This is a genomic window from Croceicoccus sp., assembly GCF_983967925.1.
In genome coordinates, this window is sequence record NZ_CFETID010000001.1 from 85,126 (window position 1) to 102,091 (window position 16,966).

Sequence of the window (16,966 nt, forward strand, 5' to 3'; positions counted from 1 at the left end):
ACGGCAGCGCAAAACGGACGAAATCCGCGGAATTCCGCGAAAATCCCGGCATAAATCTCGAAACCATCTCGCCGCCGACCCGTTGCAAGGTGGGAGGTAGCGAAATGCCAAGACTGATCGTCGTTTCAAATCGCGTCGCGGACATTCACTCGACCGGCTCCGCCAGTTCGGGCGGGCTTGCCATGGCGATGGCGGGCGCGCTGAAAGAGGAAGGCGGCGTCTGGCTGGGCTGGAGCGGCAATGCCACCGACAATGGCGACGGCGAGCCGGAATTCTCGACCCGCGACAATGTCACCCTCGCCCGGATCGACCTGTCGCGCCAGCATGTCGAGGAATATTACAACGGTTATGCCAATCGCACCTTGTGGCCGCTGTTCCATCACCGCACCGACCTGACAGCCTACGAACAGTCGTTTCGCGATTCCTATCTCGACGTCAATCGTACCTTTGCGCGGGCTATCCGCTCGTTCGTAAAGCCCGACGATGTCATCTGGGTGCAGGATTATCACCTGATCCCGCTGGGCCGCGAATTGCGCGCGCTGGGCGTGGACAACCGCATCGGGTTCTTCCTGCATATCCCCTGGCCCGCGCGCGAGCTTTTCGTCACCCTGCCGCAGCATGCCGACCTTGTCTGGTCGCTGTTCGGCTATGACCTCGTCGGCTTTCAGACCGACAAGGATCTCGCGGCGTTTCGCGACTATTTCCATACCGAGCTGAACGCCCATCCGAACGAGGAAGGGCTGATCGACATGTTCGGCCGCCGCCTGCTGGCCAAGAGCTATCCGATCAGCATCAACCCGTCGGAAATGGTCGATCTCAGCCAGACCGAGGAAGCGTCCTCCAGCTATCGCCGGATTCGCAAGGTGAATGCGGGGCGCAAAATCCTGCTGGGCGTGGACCGGATCGATTATTCAAAGGGGCTGCTGCACAAGTTCGCCGCCTATAACCGTTTTCTTGAAGAATTTCCCGACCGGCGGGGGACGGCCACGCTGCTGCAGATCGGACAGCCCAGCCGCGATCTTGTCGCCGAATATCAGGATCTGGGCGAGGATCTGATTGCCGAGGCTGGCCGCATCAACGGGCGGTTCGGGCGGCTCGACTGGACGCCGCTCAGCTATCACACCCAGTCATACGGGCGCGATGCGCTGGCCGGTATCTACCGCGCGGCGCATGCCTGCCTGGTGACGCCGCTGCGCGACGGGATGAACCTTGTGGCCAAGGAATTCGTCGCCGCGCAGGACCCGGACGATCCGGGTGTACTGCTGCTCTCACGCTTTGCCGGGGCGGCAGAGCAGATGACCGAAGCGCTGCTGATCAATCCTCACGACAAGGAACAATGCGCCGATGCCATCGCGCAGGCGCTCGACATGCCGCGCGCCGAGCGGATCGAACGCTGGAAAGCGCTGGACGAGACGATCTCGCGCTCCAGCCTGTCGGCGTGGAAAGAGCAGTTCATGACCGATCTGCGAAATCTGGGCGATGTGAACACGCCGCCGTCGGGGAACGTGTTCGCGTTCTGAGGCGCGGCGTCTCAGCCTGAGTTCTACCTTTTGTCCGGCGCCATTAGTCCGGCCCGATCAGTCCGGCATGGCCGCCAGCACTTTGTCCGGCGTCATCGGAAATTCGAACAGGCGTGCACCGCAGGCGTTATAGACCGCATTCGCGATCGCACCCGCCCCGCCGCACATGCCGAGTTCCCCGACGCCCTTGCCCTGAACCGCGCTTGCGGCGGGGTCGCGCGATTCGACCAGCATGACTTCCAGATCGGGAACGTCGCGGTGCACGGGCACGTGATATTCGGCCAGATCGCAATTGACGAGGTGACCGTCGACCGGATCGAAATGGAGCGCCTCGGTCAAGGCGCTGCCGATGCACCAGACCATGCCGCCCAAACATTGCGAGCGCGCGGTCTTCTCGTTCAGCACCCTGCCGAAACCGAATGCGCCCAGCATGCGGTCTACACGCGTTTCCCCGGTATGCCGGTTGACCCGCACCTGCGCGAAAAACGCGCCAAAGCTGGATGAGGTGTAATCGTCCGAAATATCGCCGGGCTCGTAATGCCCTTCTTCCGACATGTTGCCGCCATCCAGCAACTCTGACAGGCTGCGCGGCTGGCTGCCCTGCAACTTTCCGTCCTTCAGCTTGAGGTCGTCGGCGTCGATGCCGGCTTTCTTGGCAAGCGACTGGCGAATGGCGTCGCAGGCGATCACGACGGCGGAGCCGATCGAAACCGCACCCCAGCTGCCGCCGGAACCCGGTCCGCGCGGAAAATCGGTATCGCCCAGCTCCACCATGACATTCGCGGGGTCCAGACCCAGCATTTCGGCGGCGATCTGCGTCAGGATCGCATAGGTGCCGGTTCCGATGTCGGTCATGTCGCTCTGGACGCGGGCCGTGCCGTCGGCGTTCAGCGTGACGCGGGCCTTGGCCTCTGCCACATTGTGGACGCGCGCGGCGCTGGCCATGCCGGTTCCGATCCACCACTCGCCATCGCGGTTCTGGCGCGGCTTGCGCGGTCCGCTGTCCCAGCCGAATGCCTCGGCGCCCTTCTTCAGGCAATCCGCCAGCTCATGGGTCGTGAAGGGAAGCCCCTTGCCGGGGTCTTTCTCGGGGATATTGCGCAGGCGCAGTTCGACGGGGTCGATACCGGCCTCTTCCGCAAGACAGTCCATCGCCGCCTCGAGCACAGGCATGCCGATGGCCTCGCCCGGTGCACGGACCGAACCGGCGGTCATCTGGTGGATCCGGGCCACGTCGAGCGCAAGCAGGCGGTTCTCGCCCGCATAAAGAAAGGCGCTGGATTGCAGGACGGGTTCGGCAAATTCCTCGCCCGGCAGGTTCGAGACACGCGCTTCGTGGCCAAAGCCTGTCAGACGCCCTTCCGCATCGACGGCGAGCCGGACTCGCTGGCTCGATTCCGAACGCCGCATGATCGACTGGAAGACCTGCTGGCGGCTCATCACCACCTTGACCGGCTTACCCAGTTCCATCGCGGCCAGCGCGGCGGCTGTGGTCTCTTCGCTCAGCCCCAGCTTCGAACCGAATCCACCGCCGACATAGCGGGACACGATGCGGACCTTGTCCTCTGTCAGATCGAGCGCGTCGGCCAATTCCGAGATATTGTAGTTCGGCATCTGCAGCGAGGCATGCACCGTCAGCCTGCCGCCATCCCACTGCGCAATCGCCGCATGCGGCTCCATCGCGGCGCTGGCATGGCCCATCGTGGTATAGGACACGTCGACAGCGTGCTCCGCAGTGGCCATCGCATGCGCCAGATCGCCCGCCTGCATGCCGCCATCGCCCGCTTCGGTTTCCGCGGTTTCCGGATCGAGAGGAATGTCGGAGACATCGTCGGCTTCATAGCTGAACGGCAGATGCTTGGCCGCGTGGCGCGCCTTTTCAAAGCTGGTGGCGACGACCAGCGCGAACGGCTGACCGTAATAGCAGATCTGGCGCGGGGATTGCTGGGGCGCCTCCCCCGCTCCGCCCTGTGCAGGGCGCGCGGTCATGCGGCTGTCGTCGATCACCGCGACGACGCCGTCCATGGCCAGCGCGGTTTCTTTGTCGATGCCGGTGATGCGGCCCTTGGTGAACGGAGCGGTCACGAGCACGCCCACAAGACAATCGTCGAACCGATACTCGGCCGAATAGGGCGCGGTGCCGGTTACCTTGGCCAGCCCCTCGGGCCGCGACATGGCGGTTCCGATGACGCCTTGCGACCCCTGGTCCAGCAGGTTGCGCGTATCCGGTTCGTCCTGTTTGAAGTGCACTGTCACAATTGAACCCCTGTCGCTTCGGCAAGCACCGCCTTCAACGTGCGGAGCGCCAGCGGTATCTTGAAATCGTTCTCGCCATATCCCTGCGCGTCTTCGAGTAGGATGTCGGCGGCCTTGTCGAACAAGGCTTCGTGGGGCGACTTGCCGATGAGCGCCTCGGCTATGCGCGGATCGTGCCATGGCTTGTGCGCAAGGCCGCCAAAGGCAAGGTCCGCCCGCGTTATCAGGCCATCCGCCATGTCGATGATGGCGGCGACCGATACGAGCGCGAAGGCATAGGACGATCGCTCCCGTACCTTGCGATAGATCTGCCGGCCCGAAACCGGTTTCGGCAGCGTAACCGCGGTGATGACCTCGCCCTGTTCGAGCACGTTGTCCTTCCACGGCGTATCGCCGGGCAGACGGTGAAATTCGCGGACAGGGACGGTCCTGTGGCGGTCATTTGCAGAGGCAATCTCGACCTGCGCGTCCAGCGCCGAGAGCGCCACCGCCATGTCGCCTGGATAGGTGGCGATGCACTGATCGCTGGTGCCCAGCACCGCATGCAGCCGCGCGACGCCGTCGATCGCGCCGCAACCCGAACCGGGCGCGCGCTTGTTGCATGGCTGGTCGATATTGGTGAAATAATAGCAGCGCGTGCGCTGGCACAGATTGCCGCCCGTGGTGGCGCGGTTGCGCAATTGCTGCGTCGCCCCGGCCAGAATGGCGCGCGACAGGACCGGCCATTGGCTGCGCACGTCGTCATCCACGGCGACGGCGGTGTTGCTGGCCAGCGCGCCTATGCGAAGACCGCCGTCGTCCATCCTTTCGATACCCGCTATGGGCAGGCGATTGATGTCCACCAAGCGGTCGGGTCTCTCGACCTCTAGCTTGAGGAGATCGACGAGATTCGTCCCGCCGCCGATGGGTTTCGCATTGCGCTCGCTGCAAAGCTGCGAGGCATGGGTGAGGCTGTCCGCCCGCTGGAGATCGAAAGGCTTCACGACTGCGCCTCCTGCGTGGCGAGTATGGCCTGCACGATATTCGAATAGGCACCGCATCGGCAGAGATTGCCGCTCATCCGCTCGCGGATTTCCTCGGGCGTGGGCTTGATCTCACCGGTCAGTTCGGCGCTGGCATCGCTGGGCCAGCCGTTTGCGATCTCGTCCATCATCGCGGTGGCCGAGCAGATCTGGCCGGGCGTGCAATAGCCGCACTGGAAACCGTCATGCTCGACAAAGGCTTGCTGCAGGGCGGAAGGGTCTTCCGGCGTGCCGATGCCCTCGATCGTGGTGACCGCATCGCCATCGTGCAGCGCGGCCAGCGACAGGCAGCTGTTGATCCGCATCCCGTTCACAAGAACGGTGCATGCGCCGCACTGGCCGTGGTCGCAGCCTTTCTTCGTTCCGGTCAGTCCAAGATGTCCGCGCAGGAAATCGAGCAGGCTGACCCGCGGATCGTCCGGCAGGTCATGGGTTCGGTCGTTCACGGTGATGGGCAAGATCGTCTCCTTGCCGCCCCAATGCCTGAGCGGGGCGGTGTTTCCGAAACTTCGCCTTCACCTTGGGACGAAAGGACGAACCGGTCCTCACGGGCGACCAGTAGAGCAGGAACACTATGTGCCGATTGCGCCCCGACTAAGGCAGCGCAACAGGCTCCATGCGCGGAACGAGCAGATGGATCGCCAACAGGGCCGCCGCATAGGCACAGCCTGCATAGAGCACGATCGGCACGTAGGAACCGGTCAGTTCCAGCGTCCAGCCGGTCGCCTGAGACATCAGAATCCCGCCGATGGCGCCTGCCGCGCCGCCCATGCCCGTCACGGTCGCCACCGCCCGACGGGGATAGAGGTCGGCGACCATCGTGTAGATATTCGAACTGAACGCCTGATGCGCTGCCGTGCCAAGGCCGATCAGCAGCACCGCGACCAGCGGGCTTGAGGCATTGGCGACCGTCACCAGCGGCAACGCCAGCGCTGCGGCGCAGGCAAGCGTCGTCTTGCGCGCCCGGTTGATGCTCCATCCATGCGAGATGAGGCGCGACGAAAACCAGCCGCCCGCGATCGAACCGATGTCGGCCAGCAGGTAGACGCCGATCAGCGCAGGCCCGATGGTGGCCAGTATGCCACTGTCGCCCTTGGGAAACAGCTCCATCCCCTGCGTCTTCGACAGCAGGTCGGGCAGCCAGAACAGGAAAAGGAACCAGACCGGATCGGTGAAGAACTTGGCGCACATGAAGAACCATGCCTGCCGCTGCCGGATCGCTGCCTTCCAGCCGAGGGGCTCGCCCGTCTCATCCTCTCCGTCCTGATCGATCCAGGCGCGCTCTTGCGGCGTGACCGCGGGATGTTGCTGCGGCGACTGGAACAGGCGGAGCCACAGCCACAGCACCACAAGACCGACAAGGCCCGTCGCGACGAATGCCGCGCGCCATCCGAACAGGCCGGCAATTGCGATGGCGATGATCGGCGTCAGCAGCACGCCGACATTCGCGCCGGCATTGAGCAGACCGACACCCAGCGCCCGCTCGCGCTTGGGAAACCATTCCGCGATGGATTTCACCGCGCCGGGATAGGCCGCGCTTTCGGCAAGGCCCAGCACCACACGCGCGAAGATGAATTGCAGCACGCTGCGGGCCGCGGCATGGAAACAGGCCGCAAGGCTCCAGACCGTGATGGCGATGGCCATGCCCTTGCGCGTGCCGACCTTGTCCAGCCAGCGCCCGACGACCAGCAGCCCGATGCCATAGCTTGCCTGAAAGGCCGTGACGATGTTGCCATAGTCGATTTCCGACCAGCCCATGTCCTCTTCGATGACCGGCTTAAGCACGCCGATGATCTGGCGGTCGATATAGTTGACGGTGATGACCGCGAACAGGAGCGCGCAGATGCCCCATCTGTAACGGCCCGCGGGCCTTGCCAACTGGAGCAGCGATGCCAAACCCCATCTCCCCTTTTTATCTGATAGCGCTACCATATGGCGCGTATCCGGGTCGGGCAAGCCGTCGGCGCATCGCCCGATATTCGGTCGACGAACGATATCCCGATCATCCTCGGGAAAAATCCGGCAGTCTCCCCTCCCCGTTCAAAATTGGCATGGACAGCGAGGGAAAGCCACGCAATGATAGCGCTCCCAGCAAGAAGAATACGCCGATGGGTCGGCACGGGAGGGGTTGATGATCAAGTTCGGAACGATGTCGGTCGCCATGACGGCGGCCTTGCTGGCGGGTTGCGCCACTGTGCCGGTGGCAACGGATACGCAGGCCTCTGCCGCCGCGAATCCGGGTGACGGACCGGCAACCGCCAATCCCGCGATCTGGCCCGCCTATGACTATCCCGTCGCCCAGAACCCCGAGGATGAGCGCCGCATTGCGGACCTGCTCGCCCGCATGACGCTGAAGGAAAAGATCGGCCAGATCCTGCAGGCGGATCTTTGCTGCGTCACGCCCGAGGATGTGAAGAACTATAATCTGGGATCGATCCTCGTCGGCGGCAACAGCGGGCCCGGCGGCAACGATCTTGCCCCTGCCCCCGAATGGCTGAAGGCGGCGGACGATTTCTATCTCGCGTCGGTCGACACGTCGGACGGCGGCGTCGGCATTCCGCTCGTCTGGGGCACCGATGCGGTGCATGGACATTCGAACATCATCGGCGCGACCATCTTTCCGCACAATATCGGCCTTGGCGCGATGCGCGATCCCGATCTGGTCGAGAAGATTGGCGAGGTGACCGCGAAGGAAATCCGCGTCACCGGGCAGGAATGGACCTTTGCGCCCACCGTCGCGGTGCCGCAGGATTTCCGCTGGGGCCGCGCATACGAAGGCTATTCCTCCGACCCCGAGCTGGTCGCATCCTATGTCGGTGCCATGGTGCGCGGCCTGCAGGGCCCGCCAGGCAATGACGATATTCTGGCCGGCCCCCACGTCATCGCATCGACCAAGCATTTCCTTGCCGACGGCGGCACCGACAATGGTGTCGACCAGGGCAATTCCTCCATCGACGAGACCGCGCTGCGCGACATTCACGGCCTGCCCTATGGCCCCGCCATCGGCGAAGGCGTCGCGACCGTGATGGTCAGCTTCTCATCATGGCAGGGCCGCAAGATGACCGGCAACAAGAGCTTGGTCACCGGCGTGCTGAAGGACAGGATGGATTTCGGCGGCTTCGTCGTTTCGGACTGGAATGCGCATGGTCAGGTGGAGGGCTGCACCAACGAAAGCTGTCCCCGCGCGCTGGAAGCCGGCATCGACATGTACATGGCGCCCGACACGTGGAAACCGCTGTACGAGGATCTGCTGGCGCGCGCGCAATCGGGCGAAATACCCATTGCCCGCATCGACGAAGCCGTCGCGCGCATTCTTAGGGTCAAGGGACGGCTGGGCCTGTTCGACGCGGGCAAGCCTTCGGACCGGCCGCTGGCGGGCGACTACGACTTGCTGGGCGCGGCCGAACATCGCGCGGTGGCGCGTCAGGCCGTGCGCGAATCCCTCGTCATGCTGAAGAACGAGGGCGTGCTTCCGCTGAAGCCCGGCGGCCGCTTGCTGGTGGCCGGCGATGGTGCGGACGATATCGCGCGCCAGTCCGGCGGCTGGACGCTGTCGTGGCAGGGCACCGGCATCGACAACAGCCACTTTCCGGGTGCCACCTCTATCTGGTCGGGCCTCAAGCAGGCGGTCGAATCCGCAGGGGGCAGCGCGCAGCTGTCGCCCGACGGCAGCTTTGACAGCAAGCCCGATGCCGCCATCGTCGTGTTCGGCGAGAAGCCCTATGCCGAATTCCAGGGCGACCGCGCGACGTTGGCGCTCGATGGCGAGCTGACGGGGCCCTATGCCACGATGCGCAAGTTGCAGGAGCAGGGCATTCCGGTCGTGGCGGTGATGCTGACCGGCAGGCCGCTTTATGTGAACCCGGCGCTCAATACCGCCGATGCGTTCGTCGTGGCATGGCTGCCCGGCAGCGAAGGCGGCGGCATTGCCGACGTGCTGGTCGGCGATAGCGCGGGCAATCCGCGCTTTCCGATCAACGGCAAGCTGCCCGCCGCATGGCCGCGCACGCCTGCGATGGAGGACGGCGTCCTCTTCCCGTTCGGTTACGGCCTGACCTATGGCGCGGCTGCGCCCGCATGGACGCCGCTGCCCGAAGTGGCCGCGCAGGAGGCGAGCGATGGCCGGTTGTGGTTCACCGCAGGACGCCCCGCTTCGGGCTGGTCGCTGCTGGTCGAGGGAAGCGACGGCGGCGCGCAGACGCGCGTGACCACCGTCCCCGCCGAAGCGCTGCGCGGCCGGGTCCGCGTGACCGCGACCGATTATCTGGTGCAGGAAGGCGGACGGCGTTTCACCATTTCGGACGGCGATGCATCGGTCCAGCTGCGCAATTTCGAAGCGCTCGACCTCGACCGCGAGACCAATGGCGACATCAAGCTGCTCTTCACCATGAAAGTGTGGGACGCGCCCGACGCGGCGCGCATCGCCATGGGGAGCGATACAGCGCGGGCGAGCACCGGCTTTGCGATGGCCGCGACCGATGGCTGGACGCGTTACGGCATTCCGCTGAAATGCCTGCGGTCGCAGGGGGCGGACATGACCGCGCTCACCCTGCCCTTCATTATCGAGACGCAGGGCAGCGCCGATTACGCGATCGGCGAGGTCAGGCTGGGCACCGATGCGGAGGTCGATCTGCCCTGTTCTTGAACGGCGGCTGCTAATCGCGTGAGAAAAAACTGGGGAGGATGACAATGCGAAAAATCTCGATACTGGCCGCCACCGCGGCGGCCCTGGCTCTTGCGGCCTGCGCTGCAGAGGCGGAGGACCAGCCTCCTGCGAAGGAGGTCGCTTCGCTGCCCGTGGGCACCTGCATCAACATGGGCAATATGCTGGAGCCCGAGCAGGAAGGCGCGTGGGGCGGCGGCAAGATCGAAAATGCCGATTTCGCCCGTATCAAGGCGGCCGGTTTCGACACCGTCCGCATACCTGTGCGCTGGCACAACAAGAGCATGGAAGAGGCGCCCTACACCGTGGATCCGGCATGGATGGCGCGCGTCGAGCAGGTGGTCGACTGGGCGCTGGCAAACGATCTGAACGTCATTCTGAACAGCCATCACTTCGATCCGATCTACGCGGATCCGGCGGGCACGGCGCAGTGGCACGGCGCGGTGTGGAAGCAGATCGCGGAGCGTTTCGCCGATGCGCCGCAGGACCGGCTGTGGTTCGAACTGGAAAACGAACCCCATGACAAGTTCGATCATACGAACCTGATCGCGACGCTGACCCCCGCACTGGAGGCGGTGCGCGCCAGCAATCCGACGCGGCCCGTCATCATCGGCGGCGAAGACTGGAGCGGGGTGGATTCGCTTGCGACCCTGCCGATGCCGGACGATGCGAACATCTATCCGACCTTTCACTATTACGACCCGTTCGACTTCACCCACCAAGGCGCGCAGTGGACGGCACCCGATGTTCCGCCGGTGGGCCGCAAATACGGCACCGAGGAAGACAGGCAGCGGCTGAGGGACGACGTCGCCAAGGTGGAAGCGTTCATCGAGCGGACCGGCAAGGTGCCCTTCATGGGCGAAACCGGTGCCTATGACGCGCATATCTCGACCGAGGAACGGGCCGCCTATCACCGCGCGGTCCACGATGCGTTCGCACCGACCGGCATCGGCATGTGCACCTGGGCCTATGCCAACACCTTCCCGTTCTGGGACCGCGAAAGCGAGCAATGGCTGCCCGGCCTGCGGGCAGCCATCGGCCTCGACGAAAGCTAGGAGCCCGACACCGCATAGGGGCCGATCACCACACCGGTGAAAAGCCCCGCATGCACCGAGGCGAGCGGTTCGACATTCACTTGCTCGGCAACCGCTTGCCAGTCGCCGGATCCCTCAGGGCGCCACGCGAAGTCGGCAGAGCCGCCATTCAGGCGGATCCGAAGCTGGATGTCGCCGTCCTGCGTGATCGGCCTGCTGCCCACGACCTCTCCGCGGTCACCCTGATCCGCCGATTGGCGCATCCGGACCGTCAGCCTGTCGCCCTCGCGGCCAAAGGCCACGAAATGGCTTTCGTCCATAAACGCCAGCAGCCCCGCGAAATCCCCCTCGCCCGCGGGATCGAACGAGAGCTGGGTGATGACCTCGGCGTCGTGATGCCGCAGCCGGCGCCCCACGAAGGCAGGCTTGCCCAGCGATCCGGCCGCATCGGCCCCGCCGATCAACGTCAGTTCGCCGTCGCCGACCATCATGCGCTGCACCGCCTGCGGGGTTCGTATACCGATCCAGTCGGCGGAGAGAGGACCATCGAAATCGTCGCGCCACCGGTCCCATGGGTCGTTTTCAGAGGCGACAAGGCCGGGTTTTTGTCCGACAAGAGGAACCGATGCCCCCTGGTCGAGGAACAGTGGCCAGCCGTCGCGCCATTCGACCGGAAGCAGGAATGTCTCACGTCCCAGCAGGGTCGATTGTCCGGCAAAGGGCCGGGTCGCGAGGAACACGCCCCACCAGCTGCCGTCGTCCAGTTCGACAAGGTCGGCATGGCCGGTCGCCTCGACCCGATCCGGACGGTCCGCCGGCAAGTCACGCTGGGTGAGGATCGGATTGACCGGGCCCGGCTCGTAGGGACCCGTCACGGTTTTCGACCGATACACTGTCTGCGAATGGTCTTCCGCCGTGCCGCCTTCGGCTGCCAGCAGGTAATACCAGTCGCCGACCTTGTAGATATGCGGCCCTTCGGCCCAGACGGGCTGCTCGGCGGGATCGACGCCGCCATCGACCAGCAGGATGGGTTCGCCCTGCACCTGCATCGACACCGGATCGAACCGCTTCATCCACAAGGCGCGGTGCCCTTCGTAACGGGGCGGGCCCTTGGGGGCATCGTTATAGACGATCCACGCCTCGCCGTTTTCCGCGAAGTAGAGCGAGGGATCGATGCCGCCGAAATCCAGCCAGACCGGATCGCTCCACGGCCCCTCGGGACGCTCAGCCGTGATGACGAAATTGCCGCGGCATTCGATACAGGTATTCACGATCCAGAAACGGCCGTCGTGATGCGTGATCGCCGGCGCGAACAGCCCGCGGTTCGTGCCGAGTCCCGAGAAATCCACCATGCCGGGCCTGTCGATGGCATTGCCGATCAGGCGCCAGTTCACGAGGTCGGTGCTGTGGAGAATTGGCAGGCCGGGATACCAGCTGAACGTCGAATTCACGAGATAGAAGTCGTCGCCGACGCGCACGATCGAGGGGTCGGGATGAAAGCCCGGCACCACCGGATTGGCATACTCGTTTTCGGAAAGGGCTGTTTCTTCCCCGGTCGCGCGATATTCCACGAAATCGAACCGCGCGACGGGATCAGCATGGGCCGCAACCGACAGTGTGCCTGCCGCGATGCCGATGCCCATAAGATATTTGCCAAACCGGCGTTTTGCCATTGCTCTCCCCTTTATGTCTTTATACTTGCCCACGTTAAATGTCGTACCTATGGTAGCGCTATCAGTTGGGAGGGCAAGAGCCGAAAATGGCTTTCAGACTTATCGATATCCTGCCGTCGGATCACGCGCAGGGTCAGTTCCTGGGACGTGCCGAAACGGCGGACGGACCCGTGGTAATCGCCATTCGCGAAGGGCGTGTGTTCGACATCACCGATGTCGCGGCCAGCATGTCGGGCGCCATTGCGCGCCGGACATTCGATGGCGGGCGCGAGATCGGCATGGTCGATGACGGCCTGCCCGACGGGTGGACGCTGCTGTCCCCGATCGATCTGCAATGCATCAAGGCGAGCGGGGTGACCTTCGCCCTCTCGGCGATCGAGCGTGTGATCGAGGAACGCGCCCGCGGCGATGCCGCCAAGGCATCCGAGATTCGCGCCCAGCTCGAGGAAAAGGTCGGTAGCGGCATCCGCTCCGTCGTTCCCGGCAGTGCAGAGGCCGAGGAGCTGAAGGCCGCCCTCATCGAAGAGGGCATGTGGTCGCAATATCTGGAAGTGGCGATCGGCCCCGATGCGGAGATTTTCTCCAAGTCGCCCGTGTTGTCATCCGTGGGGCATGACGCACCGATCGGCGTGCGATCGGATTCCTCGTGGAACAATCCCGAACCCGAAGTCGTGCTGGTCTGCGACGCGCATGGCGAGGTCGTCGGTGCGACGCTGGGCAATGACGTCAACCTGCGCGATTTCGAGGGGCGCTCTGCCCTGCTGCTGTCGAAGGCCAAGGACAATACCGCAAGCTGCTCGATCGGGCCGTTCATCCGCCTGTTCGACGACGGGTTCGGCATAGAGGACGTGCGCAACGCCCATATCGAACTGAATATCGAGGGGGCCGACGGCTATCTGCTGGAAGGCGAGAACGTGATGGCGGAGATCAGCCGCGATCCGCTGGAACTGGTACGCCAGTGCCTGTCGGAGCATCATTATCCCGACGGCTTCGTGCTGTTCTGTGGCACGCTGTTTGCGCCGACGCAGGATCGCGATACACCCGGCGCCGGTTTCACGCACAAGGAAGGCGATATCGTGACGATCAGTTCCGTAAGGATCGGTCGTCTTTCCAATCGCGTGACCACTTCGCGCGACGCGCCGGCCTGGACGATGGGCATCGGCGAATTCGTTCGCAATCTCGCGGGTCGCGGGCTGGTCGAGCGGATCTGACATCATGATTAGGGAAAAAGAGACATTGGCAGAACGGGCAAGCTACCCGAGCCTCGCTGGCAAACGGGTAGTCGTCAGCGGCGGAGCGTCGGGGATCGGGGAAGGAATTGTCGAGGGGTTCGTGTCGCAGGGCGCGGCCGTGGTTTTCGTCGACGTGCAGAAGGCCGAAAGCGAGGCGCTGGTCGAGCGGCTTGCCAATGCCAAGGTTCCGCCGCGTTTTCATCATTGCGACATCACCGACATCGACGGCTATATGGGGAAGCTGAACGGCATCGTGGGCGATCTGGGCGGCTGCGACGTCCTGATCAACAATGCCGCCAGCGACGATCGTCATTCGCTTTCCGACGTCACCTCGCAATATTGGGATGACCGCATGGCGGTGAACCTGAAGCATCAGTTCTTTGCCGCGCAGGCCGTCGTCCCCGCCATGAAGAAGGCCGGCGGCGGCAGCATCGTCAATCTCGGTTCGATCAGCTGGCATCTGGGGCTGCGCGACCTTACGCTCTACCAGACCGCAAAGGCCGCGATCGAAGGCATGACCCGCAGCCTTGCCCGGGAACTTGGCCGCGACGGCATCAGGGTCAACACGATCCTGCCCGGCAATGTGCAGACGCCCCGCCAGATGCGCTGGTACACGCCCGAAGGCGAAGCGGAGATCGTGGAGGCGCAGTGCCTCGACGGACGGATCCAGCCGTGCGACATCGCGGCCATGGCGATGTTCCTTGCCTCCGACGATGCCCGTTTCTGCACCGCGCACAACTATTGGGTCGATGCCGGATGGAGATAAAGGTCGACGTCAGGGCCGTCATCGATCCGCGCGCAAAGCTGGGCGAAGGCGTGTTGTGGGATGCACAGCGCGATCTGGTCTGGTTCGTCGACATCAAGCGTCACCGGCTGTGGCATTACGACCCGGCCAGCGGAAACAATGGCTTTGCACAGGCGCCTGACCAGATCGGCTGGGCCATCCCGGCAGAAGAAGGCCTGCTGCTGTGCGGTTTGAAAACCGGGCTGTTCACCTTCGATCCCGATAGCGAACAGTTCGAAAGACTGGTCGAGGTGCCGGGCGAACCGGCAAACAACCGGCTGAACGATGCGTGTACCGATCCCCGGGGCCGCGTATGGTTCGGATCGATGGACGATGCCGAGGGGCAGGGTTCGGGCCGTTTCTACGTGTTCGACCGCGGCGAGATCACGCCCGCCGGGCCTTCGGGCATCACGATCACCAATGGTCCCGCGGTCAATGCGCAGGGCGACCGGATCTATTTCACCGACACCGGCGGCCAGAAGATCATGGTCGCCGATCTGTCCAAGGACGGCCTTGGCGAAGCGCGGCCCTTTGCGGATACCGCCGCGCTGTTCCCCGATGCATTCCCGGACGGGCCGGTCGTCGATGCCGAGGATCACGTCTGGACGGGTCTTTACATGGGGGCGAAGGTCGCGCGTTTCTCACCCGATGGCAGGCTGGTGGCGACGATCGACATGCCTGCGCGCGACATTACCAAGATGGCATTCGGGGGACGCGATCTTTCGACCGCCTATGTCACGACGGCCACGAAAAACATGACGGATGAGGATATGAAGCATTTTCCGCTGGCGGGAAGCCTGCTGGCTTTCGAGGCCCCGGTGAAAGGGTTCGAACAGGCACGGGCAAAGCTGTGATGCGCCGCGCGATCGCCATTGCCGCGCTTTCTTCCTGCGCCGCCCTTCCCTTCGCCGCCAATGCTGCGCCCGTTCTCGGCCCGGCCTATGGCGATGGCATGGTCCTGCAGCGGGGCGAGCCGGTCACGATCGCGGGCAAGGCTGCTCCTGGCGCAGAGGTCAGAGGGACGTTTGGCGGAACGAACGCGCGAACGACGGCTGCGGAGGATGGCGCATTCACCCTGACCTTCCCGGCGCGTTCGGCCAGCGTCGACGGCGTGGAACTGACGGTCAGCGGCCCTACCGGAACCGCGACCTTGAACGACCTGCTGATCGGCGATGTCTTTCTGTGTTCGGGACAGTCGAACATGGAACTGTCGGTCACGCGCGCCTTGAACACCTTCAACGAACTGCGTCAGGCCGGCGACGAAGCGATGCGCCTGCTGATGATCCCGCAAGCGACCGCCTCGACCGAGCAGGACTCCTTTGCCGCGCCGGTCGATTGGAAGGCTGCGGACAGCGACAGCGTCGCGGATTTTTCGGCTGCCTGCTATTTCATGGCGAAGCAGCTGCGCGAAGAACGGCCAGACGTGCCGGTCGGCCTTATCCATTCGAACTGGGGCGGCAGCGCCGCGCGCGCATGGTTCGATCCGCAGGGCGTGGAGGCGCGCTTTGGCAAGGACGCGGTCGCGCAGCTCATGCTCTACGACCGCGATCCGATGGCCGCCGCACAGAGTTTCGCGCCGCAATGGTATGACTGGTACCGCCAGAACGACACGAACCGCGAACCCTGGACCGATCCGGACATGCTGGAATGGACCGACGTGCCGCAAGTTTCCTTCTGGAACGAATGGAAGGGCACCGGGCTGGACACGGATCCGATCGCCAATGTCTGGCTGAGGCAGGATCTGACGCTTTCCGCCGAACAGGCCGGACAGGACGGCACGCTTTCGATCGGGGCGATCGACGACCTCGACATGACGTGGGTCAACGGCCATCCGGTCGGCTATACCTTCGGCTGGGGTGTCGAGCGGCACTATCGCATTCCGGCGGAATATCTGCGCGAGGGGAAGAACGAGATCCTCATCGCCGCAAACAATATGTGGGACATGGGCGGGTTTTTCGCCGGTCCGGACCGCCTTTTCTTCGAAACGGGCGGCGGTGCGACGATTCCGATGGGGAGCGGCTGGCGCTATTCGATTTCCGATATCGACGGTGTGCCGCCGCGTGCGCCATGGGATGCCAATGCCGGCATGGGCGTGATGCACAATGCCATGATCGCACCACTTGGGCCGATGAGGCTGGCCAGCGTGGCCTGGTATCAGGGTGAAGCCGATGTCGGCCAGCCTGATTACGACGGCAAGCTGGACGTGCTTTTCAAGGGATGGCGCAAGCAGTTCGGCGATCAGGCGCGCATGATTGTCGTGCAGCTTGCCAATTACGGCGAGGAAGTGTCGCAGCCGACCGCTTCGGGATGGGCGCAGTTGCGGCAGGAGCAGCTCGATGCCGTGGCGGCGGACGGCAATGCCGCGCTGGTCACGGCGATCGACATTGGCGAGCCGAGCGATATCCACCCGGCTAATAAGAACGTACTGGGCAAGCGCCTTGCGATGGCCGCAGAGCGTGCGCCCATGCCGATGCCGGTGGCCGCGACATTGGCGGGCGAGACGGTCACCGTCCGCTTTTCCGGTATCGAAGGCGGCCTTCGGGCCCATGGCGGGCCTTATGCGCTGGGCGTCGAACTATGCGGCGAAACGCAGGAAAGCTGCCGCTATGTGCTTCCGGCCCTGCAAGGCGATGCCATGCTGATCGCGGCGGACGGGCAGGCTGTGACGCGGGTGCGCCATGCATGGTCGGACGCGCCCATCGTCAATCTCTATGACGGTCGCGGTCTGCCAGTGCCGGGCTTTGAACTCAAGGTCGAGCGTTAATCGCCGCCGCCTGACGGT

12 protein-coding genes are annotated in these 16,966 nt (G+C 64.2%); 7 read left to right on the plus strand and 5 right to left on the minus strand.

Going from position 1 to position 16,966, the window contains the following annotated elements:
* The first annotated feature begins 104 nt into the window (after window positions 1–104).
* A complete protein-coding gene (locus AC4FIJ_RS00440) occupies window positions 105–1,520 on the plus strand; it encodes an alpha,alpha-trehalose-phosphate synthase (UDP-forming) (protein WP_490334753.1) in 1,416 nt (471 codons plus the stop codon).
* Between the two features lie 57 nt (window positions 1,521–1,577).
* Here the strand turns inward: AC4FIJ_RS00440 and AC4FIJ_RS00445 are convergent, their stop codons facing one another.
* The 4 genes from AC4FIJ_RS00445 to AC4FIJ_RS00460 all read right to left on the minus strand — a co-directional run bounded on the left by AC4FIJ_RS00445 (window position 1,578) and on the right by AC4FIJ_RS00460 (window position 6,694).
* Window positions 1,578–3,776, minus strand: a complete 2,199-nt coding sequence (locus AC4FIJ_RS00445) for a xanthine dehydrogenase family protein molybdopterin-binding subunit (protein ID WP_490334754.1) — start codon at window positions 3,774–3,776, stop codon at window positions 1,578–1,580.
* Entirely contained in the window at window positions 3,773–4,759 is a 987-nt protein-coding gene (locus AC4FIJ_RS00450; RefSeq protein WP_490334755.1) for an FAD binding domain-containing protein, read from the minus strand. The genes AC4FIJ_RS00445 and AC4FIJ_RS00450 overlap by 4 nt, the downstream gene beginning before the upstream one ends.
* The gene (locus AC4FIJ_RS00455) at window positions 4,756–5,256 is read right to left on the minus strand and encodes a 2Fe-2S iron-sulfur cluster-binding protein (RefSeq protein WP_490334756.1); all 501 of its coding nucleotides are present in this window, start codon (window positions 5,254–5,256) and stop codon (window positions 4,756–4,758) included. The genes AC4FIJ_RS00450 and AC4FIJ_RS00455 overlap by 4 nt, the downstream gene beginning before the upstream one ends.
* Window positions 5,257–5,392: 136 nt before the next feature.
* On the minus strand, window positions 5,393–6,694 hold the full coding sequence (locus tag AC4FIJ_RS00460) for an MFS transporter (RefSeq protein WP_490334757.1): 1,302 nt from the start codon (window positions 6,692–6,694) through the stop codon (window positions 5,393–5,395).
* 235 nt (window positions 6,695–6,929) lie between these two features.
* On the opposite strand from AC4FIJ_RS00460, the gene AC4FIJ_RS00465 reads away from it, so the two are divergent.
* On the plus strand, window positions 6,930–9,443 hold the full coding sequence (locus tag AC4FIJ_RS00465) for a glycoside hydrolase family 3 protein (protein WP_490334758.1): 2,514 nt from the start codon (window positions 6,930–6,932) through the stop codon (window positions 9,441–9,443).
* A 44-nt stretch (window positions 9,444–9,487) separates the two neighbouring features.
* Window positions 9,488–10,516 (plus strand): glycoside hydrolase family 5 protein, encoded by a 1,029-nt coding sequence (locus tag AC4FIJ_RS00470; protein ID WP_490334759.1) that lies wholly within the window; start codon window positions 9,488–9,490, stop codon window positions 10,514–10,516.
* Here the strand turns inward: AC4FIJ_RS00470 and AC4FIJ_RS00475 are convergent.
* On the minus strand, window positions 10,513–12,168 hold the full coding sequence (locus tag AC4FIJ_RS00475; RefSeq protein WP_490334760.1) for a glycoside hydrolase family 43 protein: 1,656 nt from the start codon (window positions 12,166–12,168) through the stop codon (window positions 10,513–10,515). The two genes, AC4FIJ_RS00470 and AC4FIJ_RS00475, sit on opposite strands and share 4 nt — an antisense overlap.
* Window positions 12,169–12,254: 86 nt before the next feature.
* Here AC4FIJ_RS00475 and AC4FIJ_RS00480 point away from each other — a divergent pair, with 86 nt between their 5' ends.
* Genes AC4FIJ_RS00480 through AC4FIJ_RS00495 form a run of 4 tightly spaced genes read left to right on the plus strand, consistent with a single transcriptional unit; the run spans window position 12,255 to window position 16,948 of the window.
* Window positions 12,255–13,379, plus strand: a complete 1,125-nt coding sequence (locus tag AC4FIJ_RS00480; RefSeq protein WP_490334761.1) for a fumarylacetoacetate hydrolase family protein — start codon at window positions 12,255–12,257, stop codon at window positions 13,377–13,379.
* A gap of 4 nt (window positions 13,380–13,383) precedes the next feature.
* Window positions 13,384–14,166, plus strand: a complete 783-nt coding sequence (xylB, locus tag AC4FIJ_RS00485; protein ID WP_490334762.1) for a D-xylose 1-dehydrogenase — start codon at window positions 13,384–13,386, stop codon at window positions 14,164–14,166.
* Entirely contained in the window at window positions 14,157–15,038 is an 882-nt protein-coding gene (locus AC4FIJ_RS00490; RefSeq protein ID WP_490334763.1) for an SMP-30/gluconolactonase/LRE family protein, read from the plus strand. Before xylB ends, AC4FIJ_RS00490 begins: the two co-directional genes overlap by 10 nt.
* Entirely contained in the window at window positions 15,038–16,948 is a 1,911-nt protein-coding gene (locus AC4FIJ_RS00495; protein ID WP_490334764.1) for a sialate O-acetylesterase, read from the plus strand. The genes AC4FIJ_RS00490 and AC4FIJ_RS00495 overlap by 1 nt, the downstream gene beginning before the upstream one ends.
* Window positions 16,949–16,966: the final 18 nt, after the last annotated feature.